A 19,540-nucleotide genomic window follows, 5' to 3' on the forward strand; every position below is an offset into this window, starting at 1 on the left:
TGGCCTGCCTGCGTGAGCGCACCCTGTTTTCGGGCGGTGTCAACGCGGCGGGCCGGCGAGTAGGTAGCCGCGAATCACGTCGAGGCAGCCTGCGAGGTCGTGCATGATCTGTTCGTGCCCGAACCGGTGCGACCGCAAACCGAGTTTGACGGCCGCGGCGTCTCGGGCACGATCGGCGGCCCGCTGCGCGCGCGAGGAATGCCAATAGTCGCCATCTGCTTCGATGATGAGCCATCCGTTGATGAGCAGGTCCACACGCCCGATCCTGGATATCTGGACCTGCACGTCGACCTGCCATCCCTCGAGCAGTGCCGCAACACGCAGTATGGACTCGATGCCGGACTCGCATCGGTCATCGATGAGGCGGCCCAGCGCACGGTAGCGGCGCGGCAGGCGCGCGAAGAAGGCATCCACCTGCTGCGGCAGCAGCGCGCCGATATGCAGCGCACTGTCAATCGACGCGATCGCATGTACGGCAACTACTCGACGGGTGTGGACAGCGAGTGCCGCTACAGCATCTGTGCGCCAACCGTCCGGCCAGACGAAATCGTGAGGGTGCAGGCGGTATTCACCCGCGGCAGTGGGCGGCAGCCTGCTTGCCGTCGGTGGCGCCACAACGCACAGGCCTCCTTCGTGCGATACCCAGACGCCCAGGCTGCGCAGTGCAGTCTCCCCGCCGAGCACGCCGCCGAGTTCGACGGCGCGCACCGCGAGCGCGTCGGCGGACGGCGTCGCGAGCCAGGACCGACGCACGGGCCGGGCTCCACCGGATGTGACCAACTGCCTGATCGCATGCGTTGAATACCCGAGAGCGCGCAGCCGGGTCCGCCGCGCCAGGCCGCCCAGGCCAGCCAAATCCGATGTCAGACTCATGTCGGTATGGTCGCAAGTGCGCGCATCCGAATAGCCGGGAAGTGCGCAGAATGTGGATAGGCCAGCCCGTCGGCGACTTGTGGGGGCGGGTCGACGCTCAGCAAAACAGGGTGTTCGCGCCGCGACAGGGCGAAATCTACTGTTTAGGTGTCGCAGGGCAGAAACTGCCTGTTTTCAGGCAGCAGACGGCGCGCACTATGCCGGGCGCTAGTGTTCCTGGTAGCCGCGCAGGTGTTCTTGGGTGAGTGCTTCCATCTCCTCGTCGGTCAGCTCGTCCATCTGCTTGGCCTCGCCGCGGTCGACGCGGATCCAGCGCATGAACAGGATGATGAGCACCGGGATGTCCGCGATCTCGGCGATGAACCACAGAAAGTCGCCGGAGAGGTGCTGATCGTGCAGCGGATTCGGAAACCAGGACGGCATGCCGACGGCCACGGCGCGTGCACCGTCGAGCACGTGCTCATTCAGTCGCAGAAGTATGCCCGGAATGGCATCCATCACCAGTTCCACGAAAGCGAACAAGAACTCGACCGTGATGAACAGGCTGGTGCGCACAACGGTGCTCCCGATGATCGGCAGCACCATGATCAGCCCGACGACCGGCACGATGACGGTGATCAGTGACTCGGCCACCGGACTTTGGCGAAGCACCAAAGCGAACGGGGTGAGAAACACAAGAAAGGCCACAAGTGCGAGCAAGCCGGCGAACATCGCGTTGCCAAGCAGCTTCACGGGCCAGGAGTTCAGCACGGCGTCGATGGCGCGGAGCGGCCATCCGCTCATAACGGCGCGTGCCAGCTCTACGGGCCGGCCCAATGCGATTAATCCGGGAACGGCGAACAGCAGAAGCGCGATCCTCGTCGTGAATGCCCACCGCAGTTCGGTGCTGTATGCGCCGAGAAACCCGAACGACACCCACGCGTACGAGCCGAGCCCGAGCGCGAAGAACGCCAACGTGCGCAACGGCGGCCACTTCACGTCGGCGCGCTTCGCCAGCACGATCCCGACGAGGTAGCCGACGGCGAGCACCACGATGAGGCCGAGCGCCACGGGGTCGAGCTGAAAGGTCGTGAAGAAGGTCAAGACGGGTGGCGTGGTCGTACTCCGTTCGTGTACGGGCTGCCCTCATGCGTCAGCATCACACTGCAGTGGCGGCCAGGTCATTATCTCTCGGCAGGCAGTGAGTGCGATGCGAACCCAAGCGCCGATCAGAGTCACGAATTGCGGATGCTGCTGGTCGGCACGTGCTCAGCGGTCGCGCTCAGTCCCGTTCAGATTGCGTGCCTGCGGTCAGCCCCATGCTGCGCGGAGCCAGCTCCGACTGCAAGACGAGCGCGGCTCCGCCGACCGCTGCAGCATCCGTCACGTTGACCGCCAACCGGATGCGCAGCCCGTGGTTCCTGCGCACGAAGAACTCGCTCTGGAGTCGCGTGTCGAGCACGCTGAGGTAGAGCGGCCCCGCGATGGCGAACGCGGGCCCGGCGAGTGAGATCGAATCCAGGTCGAACACGTTGGCCAAAGCAATCGTGGCCGTGGCCAGGAATTGCGCGGACCGCCCGATCGCATCGAGCGCCAGAGCGTTGCCTCGTACCGATGCGGTCGCGATTGCCGTGAAATCAGTGAAGTCGTCCACGCCGGTGAGTCCGAGTGCGTCGCTGCCCCCCGGAGCTGCTTGCACGATGGCAACCACGGCGGACGGCCCCGCGACGTCTTCGAGCACCAGGCGCTTGCCTGCAGCCTCTGGCGTGCCGTCTGCCGACACTGTTGTGATGGGGAATTGGCCAAGCTCGCCCGCGTTTGAACTGGCCCCCCGATAGACCGCACCTTCGATGAGTATTCCGGCACCGATGCCGGTGCCCATGTACACCGTGGCGTGTGCTTTTGCGCCCTCGAGCGTGCCGCGCCAGAATTCGCCGAGCGCTGCGGCCGTTGCATCGTTGTCGAGCACCACGGGGAGGCCGATCGCTTCGGCCAGGCGCGAACGCAACGGAACGCTGTTCCACGTGTTCAGGTGCGGAGGTCCAAGAATCGCGCCGCGGTCAAGGTCGAGCGGGCCGGGAGCCACAACGCCGACACCGACGACCCGCTCTTTTTCGATTCCCAGGCCGGTCAGCGTGGAATCGATCGTGTCTGCGACGACGCGTACCATCGCCTCCGGTGTGGCTGCACCGATGCCCTGCGTTCGAATGCGTCCAACGATCGCGCCGCTGAGGTTGGCCACGACGTAGGTGACCGACTCGCTCCCGAGCTGCACCCCGACCGCGAAACGCGAGCGCTCATTGATGTCGAGCAGAACGCGGGGTTTGCCACCGGTCGATTCGCCATGTCCGGCCACTGCAACGAGTCCGTCGGCGATCAACTGGCGCACGACCGTCGACATCGTCGCCTGAGTCAGGCCGGTAGCGTCAGCCAACTCAACGCGGCTGATTGGCCCCCGCGATCGGATCAGGTCCAGCACCAAACCGCGGCTGGTGCCGTTTGCGAGCGTGACTCGTCGACGGCTCACGTGGCCACCTCCCCACCTGGTCGGACGGTGAGACCATGCCTCACCGTGCTATCGAACCACAGTTTACTAACTTGACAGACTTTATAAAGTCGTCTAAGAAAGAACCTGCACGCAACGCCGCGAAATGGCGGCACGCAATTCGCATTCCTGCGCTACACCAAATCGAAGGGTCAACGATGTCTCTCAAATCCAAGCGAAAGCTCCTTGTCGGGGCGATCGCGGTTGCGGCCACGGCCGCACTCTCTCTGACGGGTTGCTCGTCAGGCGGCGCGGACACCGCGTCGAGCGGCGCCTCCTCAGTCACGCTCTTCAGTGGCCAGGTCGGCAACTTCACCGAGAACTTCAATCCGCTCAACAACACCGGCTCGTACCTGCAGCCGACCAACGGCGTCATCTACGAGCCGCTGTTCTACTACAACAAGGCCGCAGCGGGAAAGCCGGTGCCGCTGCTCGGCACGTCGTACTCGTGGAACAGTGACGGCACGCAGCTCACCGTGAAGGTGCGTCAGGGCGTCAAGTGGTCCAACGGCACACCGGAGTCGGCCGACGACATCGTGTACTCGCTGAACCTCATCTCGAACAATGCCGGTCTGAACACCTCCGGCATCAAGTGGGTCGCCAAGAAGACCGCGGACGACACCGTCGTCATCACCTTCCCGTCGACAGCGTTCACGCTCGAGCCGCAGATCCTTGGCAACGAGCCGATCGTGCCGGAGAGCATCTGGAAGAACATCTCCGACCCGACCAAGATCACCAACGACAAGCCCGTCGGCACCGGCCCATACACGCTCAAGAGCTTCACCCCGCAGAGTTTCGTGCTCGAGAGGAACCCGAACTACTGGGGTACCGGCGCGAGCGCGCCGAAGGTCGAGCAGGTGCGGTACATCTCGCTCGCGAACGCGGATGCCGCCACCTCGGCACTCGAAGCCGGTCAGACCGACTACATGGGCTCGTTCCTGCCTACGCTGAAGAGCATCATGGCCAAGCACAAGAACCTCAGCTACTCGAACTCGCCGCAGGCGACGACGTCGCTGTTCACGTGTGAGAACGCGTCGCTCGGCTGCACGGGACCGCAGACCGACCCTGCGGTGCGCCAGGCGCTGTACTACGCCATGGATCGCACGCAGCTCGACAAGCAGGCCGCCGCCGGATTCAGCAGCCCGGCATCGCCGACCCTGCTGCTGAACACGGTCAATAAGGCGCAGATCACCAGCCCTGACTACCTGCAGGTGCCGCAGAGCGCAGACGTCGCCAAGGCGAAGAGCATCCTGGAAGCCGACGGCTGGAAGCTCGGATCGAACGGCTACTACGCCGAGAACGGAGCCGAGCTCGATCTGACGATCAACGTGGTGTCCGGATGGACAGACTACGACACGATCTGCCAGCTTCTGCAGGGGCAGTTCAAGGCCGCCGGCATCAAGCTGACGGTGAACCAGATGGCCCAGAACGCCTGGAGCCAGGCGGAGACGACGGGCAAGTTCCAGCTGTCGATGAACTCGATCAACATGGGTGTCTCCTCCGACCCGTACTTCCAGTACTCGGCCTACCTGAACTCGGCCGGAACGGCGAAGGTCGGCGATATCGCTCCGACGACCAACACGTCGCGCTACTCGAATTCGTCGGTCGATGCCGCGATCAAGCAGCTCGCGACGACGAACGTCGAGGCGACGAAGCAGGCCGCGTACAAGACGATCCAAGACCAGATTGTCAAGGACATGCCGTACATCCCGGTGTACGTCAACTCCGCGCTCGCCGAGTACAACAACTCGCGTGCGACCGGATGGCCCAGCCAGAGCAACCAGTACGCATTCCCGCTTCCGTGGGGCGGCAACTGGGGTGTCGGCATCGTCTTGAAGACGATCCGTCCGGTGAGCAAGTAACCGCACGCCATATCGCTGACGGTCGGGCGGATGCCTTCTCATCCGCCCGACCCGACGCGCTCGACGAAAGTAGTCAAACATGCGGTTCTACCTGCAGAAGATCGCGTTCTACGTCGTCGCACTCTGGGCAGCGGTGACGCTCAACTTCCTCATTCCGAGGCTGATGCCGGGCAATCCGGTCGACATCATGATCGCCAAGATGGGCGCCGCCGGGCAGCCCATCACGGCCGGCACACGGCACGCGCTCGAGGTCGAGCTGGGCGGGGGAGGCGGCAGCCTGCTTCAGCAGTACGGCGACTACATCGTCAACCTGCTGCACGGCGATCTCGGGGTGTCGCTGACCAACTACCCGGAGAAGGTCACGACTGTGATCGGCCAGGCACTGCCGTGGACCATCACGCTGGTCGGGTTGGCGACGATCATCTCGTTCATCCTCGGTGTCGGACTCGGCATGCTCGCCGGCTGGAAGCGCGGCTCGTGGCTCGACAATCTGATTCCGGTCACGACGATGTTCCAGTCGGTGCCGTACTTCTGGCTGGCTCTGATCCTGGTGCTCGTGCTGACCCGGGTGGTTCCGCTCTTCCCGTATGCGGGAGGCTATGACGTCGCCTCGACGACGCCAGGCTTCTCCCTCGACTTCATCGGCAGTGCCATCTACTACGGATTCCTGCCCGCCCTCACGATCGTGGTCTCTTCGATCGGGGGCTGGATGCTCGGCATGCGCAACATGATGGTCTCCACCCTCAGCGAGGACTACATCGTCACCGCCGAAGCGAAGGGCCTGAACCCGCGCCGGGTGCGCATGACGTACGCGGCGCGCAACGCCGTGCTTCCCTCGCTCTCCGGTTTCGCGATCTCCCTCGGGTTCGTCGTCGCCGGTTCGATCGTCACCGAGCAGGTGTTCAGCTACCCGGGCATCGGCCAACTGCTGTTCACCTCCGTTGCCAACGATGATTACGCGCTCATGCAGGGTGTCTTCCTCGTCATCTCACTCTCCGTGCTCGCCGCGAACCTCGTGGTCGACGTGCTGTACGGACTCATCGACCCGCGCACCCGCGCACGCTCCTAGGAGGCGCTCGACATGGCATCCACTCTCGCCGTCACCGATGCGCCGCGGGCGCGCGCGGACCGCGCCAGGCACAGCATCGTGCAGCTTCTGCCGTCGCGCTCGCCGAAGCTGACCGTTGGGCTGATCCTCGCCGCGGTCATCATCCTCTGGGGCATTCTCGGCCCGCTTTTGGTCGGCGATCCGAACGCGATCAGCACCAACGCCTTCGCCCCTCCGAGCCTGCAGCACTGGCTCGGCACCACGCAGACCGGGCAGGATGTCTGGACCCAGGTCGCGTATGGAACCCGCGGATCGCTGATCATCGGCTTCACCGTCGGCATCCTCGCTACTGTGCTCTCCGCATTCTTCGGCGTTCTCGGCGCCTATCTGGGCGGTGCCGTCGACGAGAGCTTCGCCCTGTTCACGAACGTCGCGTTGGTGATCCCCGGTCTGCCGCTGGTGATCGTGATCGGCAACTACGTGCCGGAGAACCAGCGCGGACTGTTCCTGATCGCCGTCGTGCTGGCCATCACGAGCTGGGCGGGCTCGGCTCGCGTGCTCAGGGCAGTCACGCTCTCCATTCGCAGCCGAGACTACGTCTCCGCCTCGCGGGTCGCCGGCGAGAAGACCTGGCGCATCCTGGTCGTGGAGATTCTGCCCAACCTGATCCCAGTGATGGCGTCGCAGTTCGTTTTCGCGATTATCTTCGCAATCCTCGGCGAGGCCGGCCTGTCGTTCCTCGGTCTCGGAGCCAACAATACGTTCACGCTCGGCACGATCCTGTTTCAGGCATACAACGACCTGGCGCTGACCCAGGGCGCGTGGTGGTGGTTCGTGCCGCCGGGCCTCGTGATCGCTCTGTTTGGTGCGGCGCTCTCGCTGATCAACTTCTCGATCGACGAGATCATCAACCCGAAACTGCGCAACGAGACGCGGGCGGCCCGCAAGGCGTGGGGCTTGACCGGCGAGCAGATCAAGCTCCTTGAGAAGGAGGACGTCATATGAGCCTGACCACGGCCATCCGGATGCCGCGCCCTGTAGCGGATCTGGTGCTCAGCATCGAGGACTTCAGCGTCGACTACCTCGGCAAGCAGACCACACACGCCGTGAAGAACGTGTCGCTTACGCTCGGGCGCGGCGAGGTGCTTGGGCTCGCCGGAGAATCCGGTTGCGGCAAATCCACGCTGGCAAACGGAGTGACGCGGCTGCTGAAGCCGCCGGCGCTGATCACCTCCGGATCGACCACATTCCATTCGCGGGAGGGCTACTCGGTCGACATGGCAGCCCTGAGCGGGCCCGATCTGCGAGCGTTCCGGTGGGACAAGATCTCGATGGTGTTCCAGGGGGCGATGAACTCCCTCAACCCGGTCATTTCCATTCAGGCGCAGCTCGAGGACATCTTCACCACGCACCGTCCGGAGCTGAAGAAGCGCGAACGCGTGCGGATCTGCGGCGACCTGCTGGAGCGCGTCGGGGTGGATCGGGAGCGCCTGAAGTCGTACCCGCACGAACTCTCCGGCGGCATGCGCCAGCGCGTCATGATCGCGATGGCAATGGCGCTCGACCCGCAGGTGATGATCATGGACGAGCCGACCACCGCACTCGACGTGGTCGTGCAACGGGAGATCTTGAACGAGATCACCAGATTGCGCTCCGAACTCGGGTTCGCGGTCATCTTCATCACCCACGACCTGCCGCTGCTCTTGGAGATCAGCGACCGTATCGCGGTGATGAAGGATGGCGAGATCGTCGAACTCGGCGACGCATACGAGCTGTACACGAACCCGCAGCATCGATACACGAAACGCCTCCTGGCATCCTTCCCGAGTCTGACAGGCGAACGCGGAGACTTCATCCGCACCGGCGTGCACGACGGTCGATTGGACGCCACCGAGCAGGACGGGGCAGAACGATGACAACCTTGGAATTCCGCGACGTCGTCAAAAAGTATCGCGTGCGCGGTCGCAGTGCCGCCCACGAACTGCTCGCCGTGAACCACGTCGACTTCATTCTCGAGTCCGGCAAGACGATCGCGCTCGTCGGGCAGTCCGGAAGCGGCAAGTCCACGATTGCGAAGCTGCTGCTGCAACTGGAGCATCCGACCTCAGGGGAGATTCTGCTCGACGGTAAACCGATCGCGCGCCACGGCCGCGGCGCGCGGGACTATCGCCACGAAGTGCAGATGGTGTTCCAAGACCCATTCGCCTCTCTCAACCCCTACCACTCGGTCGCACATCACCTGTCGCGGCCGCTCAAGCTGCACAAGCGAGCCACGACGCACAACGAGGTCGATGACGCCGTGAACCGGCTGCTCGAACGCGTGCGGCTCACTCCACCACAGGAATACGCCACGAAACATCCGCATGAACTCTCCGGCGGCCAGCGCCAGCGCATCGCGATCGCCCGCGCGCTCGCACCGGAACCCAGCATGTTGATCGCAGACGAACCGGTGTCGATGCTTGACGTGTCGATCCGGCTGGGGGTGCTCAATCTGCTCGCAGGGCTGCAACGCGAGGAGAACCTGGGGGTGTTGTATATCACGCACGACCTGGCGACCGCGCGACACTTCTCCGACGAAATCCTCGTGATGTATCGGGGCGAGATCGTCGAGCGCGGACCGGCGGACGACGTGATCCTCAACCCGCAGCACCCGTACACGAAGCTGCTCGCGGCGGCTGCCCCGAACCCGGAGTTGCGTCTGAAACAGCTTGAGGCAAACTGATTTATCCGCGCTGAGCGGCAAGCGCCGCCAGTACCACCCCGCCATCGCGGGACCCACAGCAAGTAGCAAGTAGAGAGCACCAGCATGACCTTCATCCCGACGACGTTCACCGCGCTCGCAGAGAACTGGACGGTGACGGCCGGCGCCGGCCCGGTGCCGGCAGGATTCCCGGTCGGCGCGGTGCCGGCCACGGTGCCCGGCGTGATACACACCGACCTGTTGCGCGCTGGCCTCATTGACCCGCCGTTCGATGGCGATGCCGAGGCGGCCCAGCAGTGGATCGGAAGTACGGAGTGGCATTATGAGTGCTCGTTCTCCTGGGTGGATGACGGCCACACCCGGCATGACCTGGTTGCGTTCGGACTCGACACCGTCGCGACGATCGAGCTCAACGGGCACCTGCTCGGTCACACGCAGAATCAACACCGCAGCTATCGATTCGACATTCGGCAGGCGCTGCGTGAAGGCGAGAATCATCTGACTGTCACCTTCGCTGCGCCCGTCGTCGAAGTCGAGTCGCGGGACGGGAACCATGGCGCATGGCCGCACGTGAATCATCACCCTTACAACCAACTACGCAAGTCCGCAGCCAACTTCGGCTGGGACTGGGGTATCGATGTCGCCACCAGCGGAATCTGGCAGCCGATCGGCATCGACTCATGGAGCAATGCTCGGATCGCGGCCGTGCGTCCACTCATCGACCTTGACGGCACGACAGGGGTGCTGACTGCGCACGTGACGATCGAACGTGACGACGCGGCGTCATCCGATGACACGCCCGTCGACATCGACCTGCACGTTACGGTCGGCGATAAGCATGTGACTGCGTTGGTTCCGCCGCGGGCTTCCGAAATGTGCGTCGTCGTGCGGGTGCCTGACGCGCAACTATGGTGGCCGATCGGGCACGGCGAGCAGCCGCTTTACAACATCGCGGCCGTGCTGAGTGCGCAGAACAGCGACGGCATCGCGCGCTGGCACGGCCGAGTCGGATTCCGCACGGTCGCGCTCGACACGTCGGCCGACGAGGGCGGCAATCGGTTTGTCGTCCGAGTGAACGGTGAGACCATTCTGATCAGAGGTGTCAACTGGATTCCCGACCACGCCTTCGTTACCGAGATCGATCGGGCCCGCTATGAAGCCCGGTTCGCGGATGCCGTGGATGCGAACGTGAACCTGCTTCGTGTCTGGGGCGGTGGTATTTACGAGAGCGATGACTTCTACGAACTCGCAGACGAACGCGGACTGCTCGTTTGGCAGGATTTCTTATTCGCCTGTGCAGGCTACTCGGAGGAGAGCTGGTTAGCGGATGAGGTGGAAGCGGAGGCTCGAGAGCAGATCGCGCGACTTTCTGCGCACCCGTCGCTCGTGATCTGGAACGGCAACAATGAGAATATCTGGGGTTACGTCGAGTGGGGCTGGCGAGAGGCACTGGGTAATCGTGCCTGGGGCGACGGCTATTACCGCACACTGCTGCCCCGGTTGCTGGCAGAACTCGATCCAACGCGCGCGTACTCACCGGCCAGCCCATACTCGTTCGTCGACTATGCGCATCCGAATGACCCGCGCAACGGCACCACGCATATCTGGGATGTCTGGAACGAGCGTGATTACACTGCGTACCGAGAGCATGCGCCTCGGTTCGTCAGCGAATTCGGCTTCCAAGGCCCGCCTGCGTGGTCGACGTTAACCTCGGTCGTGCACGATGAGCCCCTCGATCCGTATGGGGCGCAGATGCTCGTGCATCAGAAGGCGGAATACGGCAATCTCAAGCTGGAGCGGGGGATGGCCGGGCACCTGCCGACGACTTGTCGCATCGAAGATTGGCACTGGGCGACTCAACTGAACCAGGCGCACGCCATCCGCTACGGGGTCGAGTACTTCCGCTCGCTGACTCCGCACAACACGGGCACGATCCTGTGGCAACTCAATGACAACTGGCCGTCGATTTCGTGGGCGGCCGTCGACTTCGACGGGCACCGCAAGCCGATGTGGTATGCGCTACGCGACGCCTATCGGCCGCGCCTCGCGACCATTCAGCCGACGGCAGCCGGCCTGGCACTCGTGCTGGTCAACGACACGGCCGCTACCGCGGTCGGGCGTGCGAGTGTTTCTCGCGTCACGTTCTCCGGGGTCGAGGCTTTTGCCGAACTTATCGACATCGTTGTGGGCGCCCGGACGGCCGTGACTGTCCCGCTGAGTGAGAGGCTGACAGCCGCGCTCGATCCGGCATGCGAACTCATAGTGGCCACCATCGACGGCTTCGAGCGTGCGTTGTGGAATCCCGGCGAGGTCGTCGACCAAGCGTTCGAGGAATCGGCTCTAGCGGCAACCGCAGTTCGCACCGATACTGGCTACGCCGTGACCGTCACGGCCACGAGTTATCTGCGCGATGTGTGTGTGCACGCAGATCGGGTTGATCCTGCTGCGGTCGTTGATTGTGGAATGGTCAGTCTGTTAGCAGGGGAGAGTGTTGTCTTCGCGGTGACGAGTTCGGCAGTTCTCGACCCGATCATGTTCACGGATAGACTCGTGCTGCGCCACGCAGGGGACCTTATCGAGGTGACATGATGACATCGTTAGCTTCAGTGTCGTCGGCCGGCATGGCGTTTGTTCGCTCACCTGTCGGCGTCGGAATCGAGCCGTTCTACGGCGAGGTCATTGCCGGCCTCGAGACCGTGTTGCACAAGCGCGGCATCAATGTGCTGATGCAGGTTGTCGAGAGCCGTGAAGAGGAGCTCAGCACGTACCGGCGGTGGGCTGCCACGCGCGCCGTCGCCGGCGTTGTGCTCACGAACTTGACGATGGGCGACGCGCGTGCCGAACTGACGTCGTCGCTCGGTCTGCCCAGCGTTACGCTGGGCGAACCGGCCGCCCGTGATGGCATGGCGGTGGTGCGTGTCGATAATTTCGGGGCGATGACCAATGCAACGCGGGAACTCGTAAAACTCGGGCACAGCACAATCGCCAGGGTTTCCGGGCCGATCGAATTCGTGCATACGCAGGCCAGAACTGCCGCTTTTGATGCAGCGGTTGCGGAGGCATCCGTCACGGGCAGCCTGTATGTCGGTGACTATTCGGCTGACAGTGGCAGTGCTGCGATGCATGCGCTCTTGGCGCGAGCTGTGCCCCCAACAGCGGTGATCTTCGACAACGACGTGATGGCCGTTGCCGCACTTGAGGCTGCACAGCGGTCCGGCGTGAGCGTTCCCGAACAGCTGTCGATCCTGGCCTGGGACGACTCCGCGCTCTGCCGGATGACGATGCCGCAACTGTCCGCAATGAGCCATGATGTCAACGAATTGGGGGTACTGGCGGCGCATGCGCTGCTTTCCGTGATCGACGGACATCCCGCGCTGGATGTGGTGGCGCCGGAGCCGCAGTTCATCGGGCGAGGCACAACTGCGCCGACTGCGCCTGCACACCGGTCAGCGGGACAGCGTATCCTTGAACCACTATGAACGACGTCTGGAGCGGCATCATCTGGGCCCTCGCGCCCACCGTGCTGGTGGGGCTCATCTTCTGGGTGGTGATGCGCGCGATTGTGCGCGCCGACCGCACTGAGCGCAAGGCATACGCCAAGCTCGAGGCGGATGAGCGCGCGAAGCGCGGGCTCCCACAGAAGTCCTAGCTTTCCGATAGCGTTAGCCCAGCGCGCGCGCCCTGCCGCGCCCGCTCTGACGCGAAGGAAACCAGATGGATGCGGCGACCTGGACGACGATCATCGTCGTCTTGGCGTTCCTCGTCGACTTCATCGTCCGCGTGGTCTCCATCATCGTGGTCCCGCGCAACCGACGCCCGACATCCGCGACGGCCTGGTTGCTCGCGATCTTCTTCATTCCGTACATCGGCGTGCTGTTCTTTCTGCTGATCGGCAGCTACAAACTGCCCAAGAAGAGGCGCGAGCGGCAGGAACAGGTCGACGAATTCATCCTCAACAGCACGGAAGGTATGGAACGGGTGCGGCACGACGAGCCGTGGCCGCCCTGGTTCGAATCCGTCGTCACGCTGAACCGCAATCTGGGCTCGATGCCCTTGGTCGGTGACAACTCGGCTGTGCTGATCTCCGACTACCAGGGGTCGCTCGACGCGATGACCGAGGCCATCGGGCAAGCGAAACTGTTCGTGCACGTCGAGTTCTACATCCTCAGTTGCGACCAGACCACAGCGCCGTTCTTCGACGCGCTCGAGGCCGCAATCAAACGCGGCGTCACCGTGCATGTGCTGCTCGACCACATTGCGTCTTTGCGCACCCGGGATTACAGACACACGCTCAAGCGGCTGACAGCGATGGGCGCGAATTGGCGGCTGATGCTGCCGGTCCAACCGTTGCGGGGTCGGTACCAGCGACCGGACCTTCGCAATCACCGCAAGTTGCTCGTCGTCGACGCCATTGTCGGCTTCATGGGGTCACAGAACGTCATCGACCGCAGCTACAACAAGAAGTCGAACCTTCGCCGCGGCCTGAAGTGGCAAGAACTGGTTGCGCGTGTTGAAGGCCCCGTGGCAGCAGGTCTGAACGCCATCTTCATCACGGACTGGTTCATCGAGACCAACGAGTTCCTGGCCCGCGAACGCTTGGACATCGAGACGCTGGAGGCCATCATGCCCGCCGGCGTGAATCGGCCGTTGGACTGCCAGCTCGTGCCCAGCGGGCCAGGGTTCGTCGGTGAGAACAACCTCAAACTATTCCTCGCGCTGTTGTATGCGGCCCAGGAGCGGATCATCATCACGAGTCCGTACTTCGTTCCGGACGAGGCGATGCTCGTCGCGTTGACCACGGCAACGCAGCGCGGCGTGCACGTTGAATTGTTCGTGTCGGAGATCGGCGATCAGGCGCTCGTTTACCACGCGCAGCGGTCATATTACGAGCAGTTGCTCCGCACAGGGGTCACGATCTGGCGGTATAAGGCGCCATACATTTTGCACAGCAAGCACTTCTCAATCGACGACGATGTCGCCGTGATCGGGTCGAGCAATATGGACATGCGTTCGTTCATGCTGAACATGGAGATCTCGCTCATGGTGCGCGGTTCCTCGTTCGTGCGCGATATGCGGGCGATCGAGCAGGACTACCGCGACAACAGCACTGTGCTCACCCTGGAGGAGTGGATGAAGCAGCCGCTGCACGCAACCGTACTCGACAACCTCTCCCGATTGACGTCGGCGCTGCAATAGGTGTCACTCGAGAAGGCGTAGTTCGCAGACGTTCTGGGCGGCGCGCACGAGTCGACTGTCTGCGGTGATCAGGGGAATGCGAAGCCGCTCGGCGAGTGCAACGTACAGTGCGTCATAGGGAGTGATGTTGTCTCGCAGGCTCCAAACGCGCGCGATCAGCGATGCGTGCGGATAACGCACAACGTCGAGGCCGGCGAATCTGTCAAGCATGAGCTGCGCGTCGTCAAGCGAGTTGCGCCGCAGAAACACCAATCGCCTGACCGCGTTCACCACCTCGGGGTCGATCAAGTGGGGTGCGTGGATGTCGTGACCGTCGATCGCCGAGTGTGATGCCGATGTTAGCGTTCTGCTCGCTGTCAGCATTCTGATTATTGCGCTGCTGTCCACGACCACGCTCACGAGGGCAACTCTCCACGTCCCTCGCGAATAATGTCAACGATCGTTTGGGTATCGATCTTAACAACCCGTCCTGGCGTTGGCGGATGTTCTTTCAGCCGCTGACGCTTCAACTCGTATTCGGCTTCCGCCTCTGCCCAGCGATCTTTCACGCGCTGTCTTTCTGCGATGCTGGTCAGCGTGCGCCGCAGGTATTCGGATAGTGACACGCCCTGGTTTCGCGCGAGCGTCTTTAGCGTCTCTTGCACCGCTGGATCGAGATTGCGCACCTGCACCGTGACTCCCATAGGTTGATCATAACGCCGATGCATGCAAACTCGGGTAGTCTGCATGCACCGACGCATGTCCAGCTTGACGGATGCCGCGGTGCGGACGATGCCGGGAGTTCAGATCCGTGGACAAGTCGGGTGTTGGCATGCATGTTGAGGCCAGGCCGCAGCGTATCGACGCGGAGACGTGCCACACTCGATTCACGCGCAGAGCTTCAGCCGTGGGGCTTCAGCCGCGGAGTTTCACTCGCGGGGCTTCAGCCGCACGGTCGGCAGTTCGGGCGCCGGCAACGGCCGCCCGCGGTAGCCGGCGACATGGCCGAACCGGCCACGGGTATCCGTCTCGGCGATCACGTCGTGCTGCCACGCGTCGCGGAAGCCCACGATTTCCTCATGCTCGCGGCCGATGAAGTTCCACCACATCACGAGTTGTTCGCCGAGCGGGGTGCCGCCGAGCAGGAGCAGCCGGGCATCCGCCGTCGCGTGGATGCGCACGCTGTCGCGACCCTGCCCGAGATAGCCCAGTTCGCGGCGGTCGAGCGACTCGTCGTCCACCGTCACGGCACCGAGATCGACCAGGATGCCATGCTCGAACGATTCGTCGAGCGGCAACTCGACGGTCGCGCCCGCCGCGAGCTCAAGCTGCGCCCCCAGCAGCGGACTGAAAACGGATGCCGGCGCCGCGACGCCCGCGAGCTCGCCGATGAAAACGCGAACCGTCGCATCCGCGAACGTGAACGGCACCGGCACGGTGTGTTCGAAGAACGGCAGCATGTTGCGGTCAGCATCAGGAAGGGCCAGCCAGAGTTGTGCGCCGTGCAGGATCGTCGTGTCGGGTGTGGAGACCTCCGAATGGCTGATGCCGCGGCCGGCCGTCATCAGGTTCAGCTCGCCCGGGCGCACCAGCGCCGATGTGCCGACGCTGTCGTCGTGCTGGATCTCGCCCGCGAACAGCCAGCTCACGGTTTGCAGGCCGGTGTGCGGATGTGGCGGAACCTGCATGCCGCCCGTGCTCGAAACGTCATCAGGGCCGTAGTGATCGAGGAAGCACCAGGCACCGATCGTCGAGCGCTGCCGTTGCGGCAACGTGCGATGCACGGTCATCGCACGTGGGCCGCCGAGCGGCACCTCGCGCGGGAGCAGGATTTCCAGCGGCCGCTTGGCCTGCCCGCCCGACTCGGGCGGAGCATCCGCTGTGCAGTCGGCGATCAGCTCAGCGGGGCGCCGCTCGAGGTTGCTCATGCGGCATCCTAACCCGCGGTCTGCGTCGGTGCGGTGCCCGGGGCGGCGCCGGCTTGGGCGCCGGCGCACGGCCGGGGCGGCGCCGGCCCGGGCGCCGACGCGCGGCATGGTCGGATGCCGCTTCGAACGCTCACCCATCGGCTACGCCAGCCCCTTATCATGGGGCAATGATCTCGCTGCGTCGTGTGCGTACCACTGCTGCCATCGGCCTGCTCGCGGCCTCTGTTGCGATCGCACTCGCCGGCTGTTCCGGTTCCTCGACGAAGCCGATCACGAACTACCCCGGCGAGCCGAAGGGGGTCACGGCGCCGCCGAGCAGTGCAGGCGGTGCGCCCTTCTCGGTCTGGCTGAAAAACGGCGCGCAGTTCACCGTGACCACCTATGGCAGTTCGACCTGCCCGCCGGTCGGTACGGATTTCGTGGTGACCGGCACGAACAAGCTGACCGTCGCGATCAAGGAATACCCGGACAAGGTCTGCACCATGGACTACGTGCCCCACACCACGGTCTTCGCCACCCCCGGCGACATCGACCCGCACAAAGACGTCAAGGTCACCGTGCAGGCGCTGCGTTTCACCCTGCCGGCGCTGCCGAAGTAGGGCGTGGCACACGTCGGGTCCGTGATCTGGCCTGCCGCGCGGGTTTCCCGTGCAGAATTCAGGCTGGGCGGCTCGCCACGCCGATGCCCACGTGTTCGACCCCGCACCCAACCTGAGTTATGACCCACGGTCGACGGATTGAGACTTCGGATGCGCTCGCGCACGCCGCGGCGCCCGGCCGGGGCGGCGCATCCGGTCACGCCTACGGCGAACAGGGGCAGATTACCCAGGGTGCTCTGGTTACGCTCTTTGTAACGGAGCCTCGTCCGCACGGCTTCGCAAGGAGTGACCTCATGTTTGAAAGATTTACCGACCGAGCTCGTCGCGTTGTCGTTTTGGCCCAAGAAGAGGCCAAGATGCTCAACCACAACTACATCGGTACCGAGCACATCCTGCTTGGCCTGATCCACGAGGGTGAGGGTGTTGCAGCCAAAGCCCTCGAGTCGATGGGCATCTCCCTGGACGCCGTGCGCGAGCAGGTTCAAGACATCATCGGCCAGGGTCAGCAGCAGCCGACCGGCCACATCCCCTTCACGCCGCGAGCGAAGAAGGTTCTCGAGCTGTCACTGCGCGAGGCGCTGCAGCTCGGCCACAACTACATCGGCACTGAGCACATCCTGCTCGGCCTCATCCGCGAGGGCGAAGGGGTCGCTGCACAGGTGCTTGTGAAGCTCGGCGCTGACCTCAACCGGGTGCGCCAGCAGGTCATCCAGTTGCTCTCCGGCTACCAGGGCAAGGAGCAGGTGCAGGTCGGGGCCAATGAGCAGCAGGGCCAGCAGGCCGGCAGCCAGATCCTCGACCAGTTCGGGCGCAACCTCACGCAGGCGGCGCGCGACAACAAACTGGACCCGGTGATCGGTCGTGAGAAAGAAATGGAGCGGGTCATGCAGATCCTCTCCCGACGATCGAAGAACAACCCTGTGCTGATTGGGGAACCCGGCGTCGGCAAGACCGCCATCGTCGAGGGCCTCGCACAAGCGATCGTGCGCGGTGACGTGCCGGAGACGCTGAAGGACAAGCAGCTCTACACGCTCGACCTCGGCTCGCTTATCGCCGGCTCCCGCTACCGCGGCGACTTCGAGGAACGCCTGAAGAAGGTGACCAAGGAGATTCGCACGCGCGGTGACATCATCACGTTCATCGACGAGATCCACACCCTGGTCGGTGCAGGTGCAGCCGAAGGCGCGATCGACGCCGCCAGCATCCTGAAGCCGCTGCTGGCCCGCGGCGAACTGCAGACCATCGGTGCGACCACAATCGATGAGTACCGCAAGCATTTCGAGAAGGATGCCGCGCTCGAGCGCCGCTTCCAGCCGATCCAGGTGGCGGAGCCGTCCCTGCCTCACACGATCAACATCCTCAAGGGGTTGCGTGATCGCTACGAGGCGCACCACAAGGTGTCGATAACGGATGGCGCCATCGTCGCCGCCGCGAACCTTGCCGACCGCTACATCAGCGACCGGTTCCTGCCGGACAAGGCCATCGACTTGATCGATGAGGCCGGGGCGCGTCTGCGCCTGTCGATCCTCTCCGCGCCGCCGGAGTTGCGCGCGTTCGACGACAAGATCGCGAAAGTTCGTGAAAGCAAGGAGGCCGCGATCGAGGAGCAAGACTTCGAGAAGGCCGCCAGCCTGCGCGACGAGGAGAAGAACCTTCTCGGCGAGCGGTTGCGCTTGGAGAAGCAGTGGCGAGCCGGCGAGGTCAAGACAACGGCCGAGGTCGATGAAGGGCTGATCGCTGAGGTTCTGGCGCAGGCCACGGGAATCCCGGTCTTCAAGCTGACCGAGGAGGAGTCCAGTCGCCTCGTCTTCATGGAGAAGGCGCTGCACCAGCGCGTCATCGGCCAGGAAGAGGCGATCTCTGCGCTGTCTAAGACGATCCGCCGCACGCGCGCCGGTCTCAAGGACCCGCACCGCCCATCCGGTTCGTTCATCTTCGCCGGTCCGACCGGAGTCGGTAAGACCGAGCTGGCCAAGGCGCTGGCGGAGTTCCTGTTCGACGACGAGTCGGCCATGATCTCGCTGGACATGAGCGAGTACGGCGAGAAGCACACGGTTTCGCGACTGTTCGGTGCCCCTCCCGGCTTCGTCGGCTTCGAAGAGGGCGGCCAGCTCACCGAGAAGGTGCGCCGCAAGCCGTTCAGCGTCGTGCTGTTCGATGAGATCGAGAAGGCACACCCCGACATCTTCAACTCGCTGCTCCAGATTCTGGAGGAGGGCCGGCTGACCGATGGTCAGGGTCGCGTCGTCGACTTCAAGAACACGGTGATCATCATGACCACCAACCTCGGCACAAAGGACATCACTGGCGGCCCTGTCGGGTTCCTCATCGAGGGTGACACGCAGACCGGCTACGACCGGATGGCCGGCAAGGTCAAGGATGAGTTGAAGAAGAACTTCAAGCCGGAGTTCCTCAACCGAGTCGACGAGATCATCGTCTTCCCGCAGCTGTCCAAGCCGGAGCTCCTGCAGATCGTCGACCTGTTCATCAAGCGACTGAGTGATCGGATGCTGGACCGCGACATGACCGTCGAGCTCACCACCGCAGCCAAGGAGCATCTGATCGAGGTCGGGTTCGATCCGACGCTGGGTGCCAGGCCACTGCGTCGCGCCGTGCAGCACGAGATCGAGGATCGGCTCTCCGAGAGGATCCTTCAGGGCGAGCTCGGCTCAGGCAACCACGTTCACGTGGACTTCGTCGACAACGCGTTCGTGTTCACGACGACGAACCACGAGGAGCCGGTCGCGATCGGCGCGGGCGTCGGAGCGAGCCCGGGCACGGGCGCCGTCACCCCCGACCTGGCTGCCGCCGCCGACTAACTTCACAACCG

The 19,540-nt window shown here is 63.9% G+C and carries 17 protein-coding genes; 11 read left to right on the forward strand and 6 right to left on the reverse strand.

The features are described from left to right. Positions 1-39: 39 nt before the first annotated feature. From QU604_RS03260 to QU604_RS03270, 3 genes are all read right to left on the reverse strand, one after another. Complete coding sequence (locus QU604_RS03260; RefSeq protein ID WP_308467368.1) at positions 40-873, reverse strand: putative endonuclease domain-containing protein; 834 nt, start codon at positions 871-873, stop codon at positions 40-42. A gap of 207 nt (positions 874-1,080) precedes the next feature. Further along, on the reverse strand, positions 1,081-1,956 hold the full coding sequence (locus tag QU604_RS03265) for a cytochrome c oxidase assembly protein (protein ID WP_308467369.1): 876 nt from the start codon (positions 1,954-1,956) through the stop codon (positions 1,081-1,083). Between the two features lie 178 nt (positions 1,957-2,134). Then, complete coding sequence (locus QU604_RS03270; protein WP_308467370.1) at positions 2,135-3,379, reverse strand: ROK family transcriptional regulator; 1,245 nt, start codon at positions 3,377-3,379, stop codon at positions 2,135-2,137. 176 nt (positions 3,380-3,555) lie between these two features. Between QU604_RS03270 and QU604_RS03275 the strand changes: the two genes are divergently transcribed. The 9 genes from QU604_RS03275 to cls all read left to right on the forward strand — a co-directional run bounded on the left by QU604_RS03275 (position 3,556) and on the right by cls (position 14,204). Then, positions 3,556-5,259: an ABC transporter substrate-binding protein gene (locus QU604_RS03275; protein ID WP_308467371.1), complete on the forward strand. Its 1,704-nt coding sequence runs from the start codon at positions 3,556-3,558 to the stop codon at positions 5,257-5,259. A gap of 79 nt (positions 5,260-5,338) precedes the next feature. Beyond that, positions 5,339-6,328 carry an ABC transporter permease gene (locus tag QU604_RS03280; RefSeq protein ID WP_308467372.1) on the forward strand — a complete coding sequence of 330 codons (990 nt, stop codon included), beginning with the start codon at positions 5,339-5,341 and terminating at the stop codon, positions 6,326-6,328. 12 nt (positions 6,329-6,340) lie between these two features. Continuing rightward, complete coding sequence (locus QU604_RS03285; RefSeq protein WP_308467373.1) at positions 6,341-7,312, forward strand: ABC transporter permease; 972 nt, start codon at positions 6,341-6,343, stop codon at positions 7,310-7,312. Continuing rightward, entirely contained in the window at positions 7,309-8,223 is a 915-nt protein-coding gene (locus tag QU604_RS03290; RefSeq protein ID WP_308467374.1) for an ABC transporter ATP-binding protein, read from the forward strand. The genes QU604_RS03285 and QU604_RS03290 overlap by 4 nt, the downstream gene beginning before the upstream one ends. Further along, positions 8,220-9,029: an ABC transporter ATP-binding protein gene (locus QU604_RS03295; RefSeq protein WP_308467375.1), complete on the forward strand. Its 810-nt coding sequence runs from the start codon at positions 8,220-8,222 to the stop codon at positions 9,027-9,029. The genes QU604_RS03290 and QU604_RS03295 overlap by 4 nt, the downstream gene beginning before the upstream one ends. An 84-nt stretch (positions 9,030-9,113) precedes the next feature. Further along, positions 9,114-11,597: a glycoside hydrolase family 2 protein gene (locus QU604_RS03300; RefSeq protein WP_308467376.1), complete on the forward strand. Its 2,484-nt coding sequence runs from the start codon at positions 9,114-9,116 to the stop codon at positions 11,595-11,597. Further along, complete coding sequence (locus QU604_RS03305) at positions 11,594-12,487, forward strand: LacI family DNA-binding transcriptional regulator (protein ID WP_308467377.1); 894 nt, start codon at positions 11,594-11,596, stop codon at positions 12,485-12,487. The genes QU604_RS03300 and QU604_RS03305 overlap by 4 nt, the downstream gene beginning before the upstream one ends. Continuing rightward, a complete protein-coding gene (locus QU604_RS03310) occupies positions 12,484-12,657 on the forward strand; it encodes a hypothetical protein (RefSeq protein ID WP_308467378.1) in 174 nt (57 codons plus the stop codon). The genes QU604_RS03305 and QU604_RS03310 overlap by 4 nt, the downstream gene beginning before the upstream one ends. A 65-nt stretch (positions 12,658-12,722) precedes the next feature. Continuing rightward, positions 12,723-14,204 carry a cardiolipin synthase gene (gene cls / locus QU604_RS03315; protein WP_308467379.1) on the forward strand — a complete coding sequence of 494 codons (1,482 nt, stop codon included), beginning with the start codon at positions 12,723-12,725 and terminating at the stop codon, positions 14,202-14,204. Between the two features lie 3 nt (positions 14,205-14,207). Here cls and QU604_RS03320 read toward each other — a convergent pair whose 3' ends face one another. From QU604_RS03320 to QU604_RS03330, 3 genes are all read right to left on the reverse strand, one after another. After that, a complete protein-coding gene (locus QU604_RS03320; protein ID WP_308467380.1) occupies positions 14,208-14,603 on the reverse strand; it encodes a type II toxin-antitoxin system VapC family toxin in 396 nt (131 codons plus the stop codon). Continuing rightward, on the reverse strand, positions 14,600-14,887 hold the full coding sequence (locus QU604_RS03325) for a FitA-like ribbon-helix-helix domain-containing protein (RefSeq protein ID WP_308467381.1): 288 nt from the start codon (positions 14,885-14,887) through the stop codon (positions 14,600-14,602). Before QU604_RS03325 ends, QU604_RS03320 begins: the two co-directional genes overlap by 4 nt. Positions 14,888-15,112: 225 nt before the next feature. Then, positions 15,113-16,111, reverse strand: a complete 999-nt coding sequence (locus QU604_RS03330; RefSeq protein WP_308467382.1) for a pirin family protein — start codon at positions 16,109-16,111, stop codon at positions 15,113-15,115. A 167-nt stretch (positions 16,112-16,278) separates the two neighbouring features. Between QU604_RS03330 and QU604_RS03335 the strand changes: the two genes are divergently transcribed. Continuing rightward, positions 16,279-16,710, forward strand: a complete 432-nt coding sequence (locus tag QU604_RS03335) for a hypothetical protein (RefSeq protein ID WP_308467383.1) — start codon at positions 16,279-16,281, stop codon at positions 16,708-16,710. A 293-nt stretch (positions 16,711-17,003) separates the two neighbouring features. Further along, the gene (locus QU604_RS03340; RefSeq protein WP_308467384.1) at positions 17,004-19,529 is read left to right on the forward strand and encodes an ATP-dependent Clp protease ATP-binding subunit; all 2,526 of its coding nucleotides are present in this window, start codon (positions 17,004-17,006) and stop codon (positions 19,527-19,529) included. The last annotated feature ends 11 nt before the right edge of the window (positions 19,530-19,540 follow it).

This window comes from Rathayibacter sp. SW19 (assembly GCF_030866825.1).
Classification (GTDB): domain Bacteria; phylum Actinomycetota; class Actinomycetes; order Actinomycetales; family Microbacteriaceae; genus Rathayibacter_A; species Rathayibacter_A soli.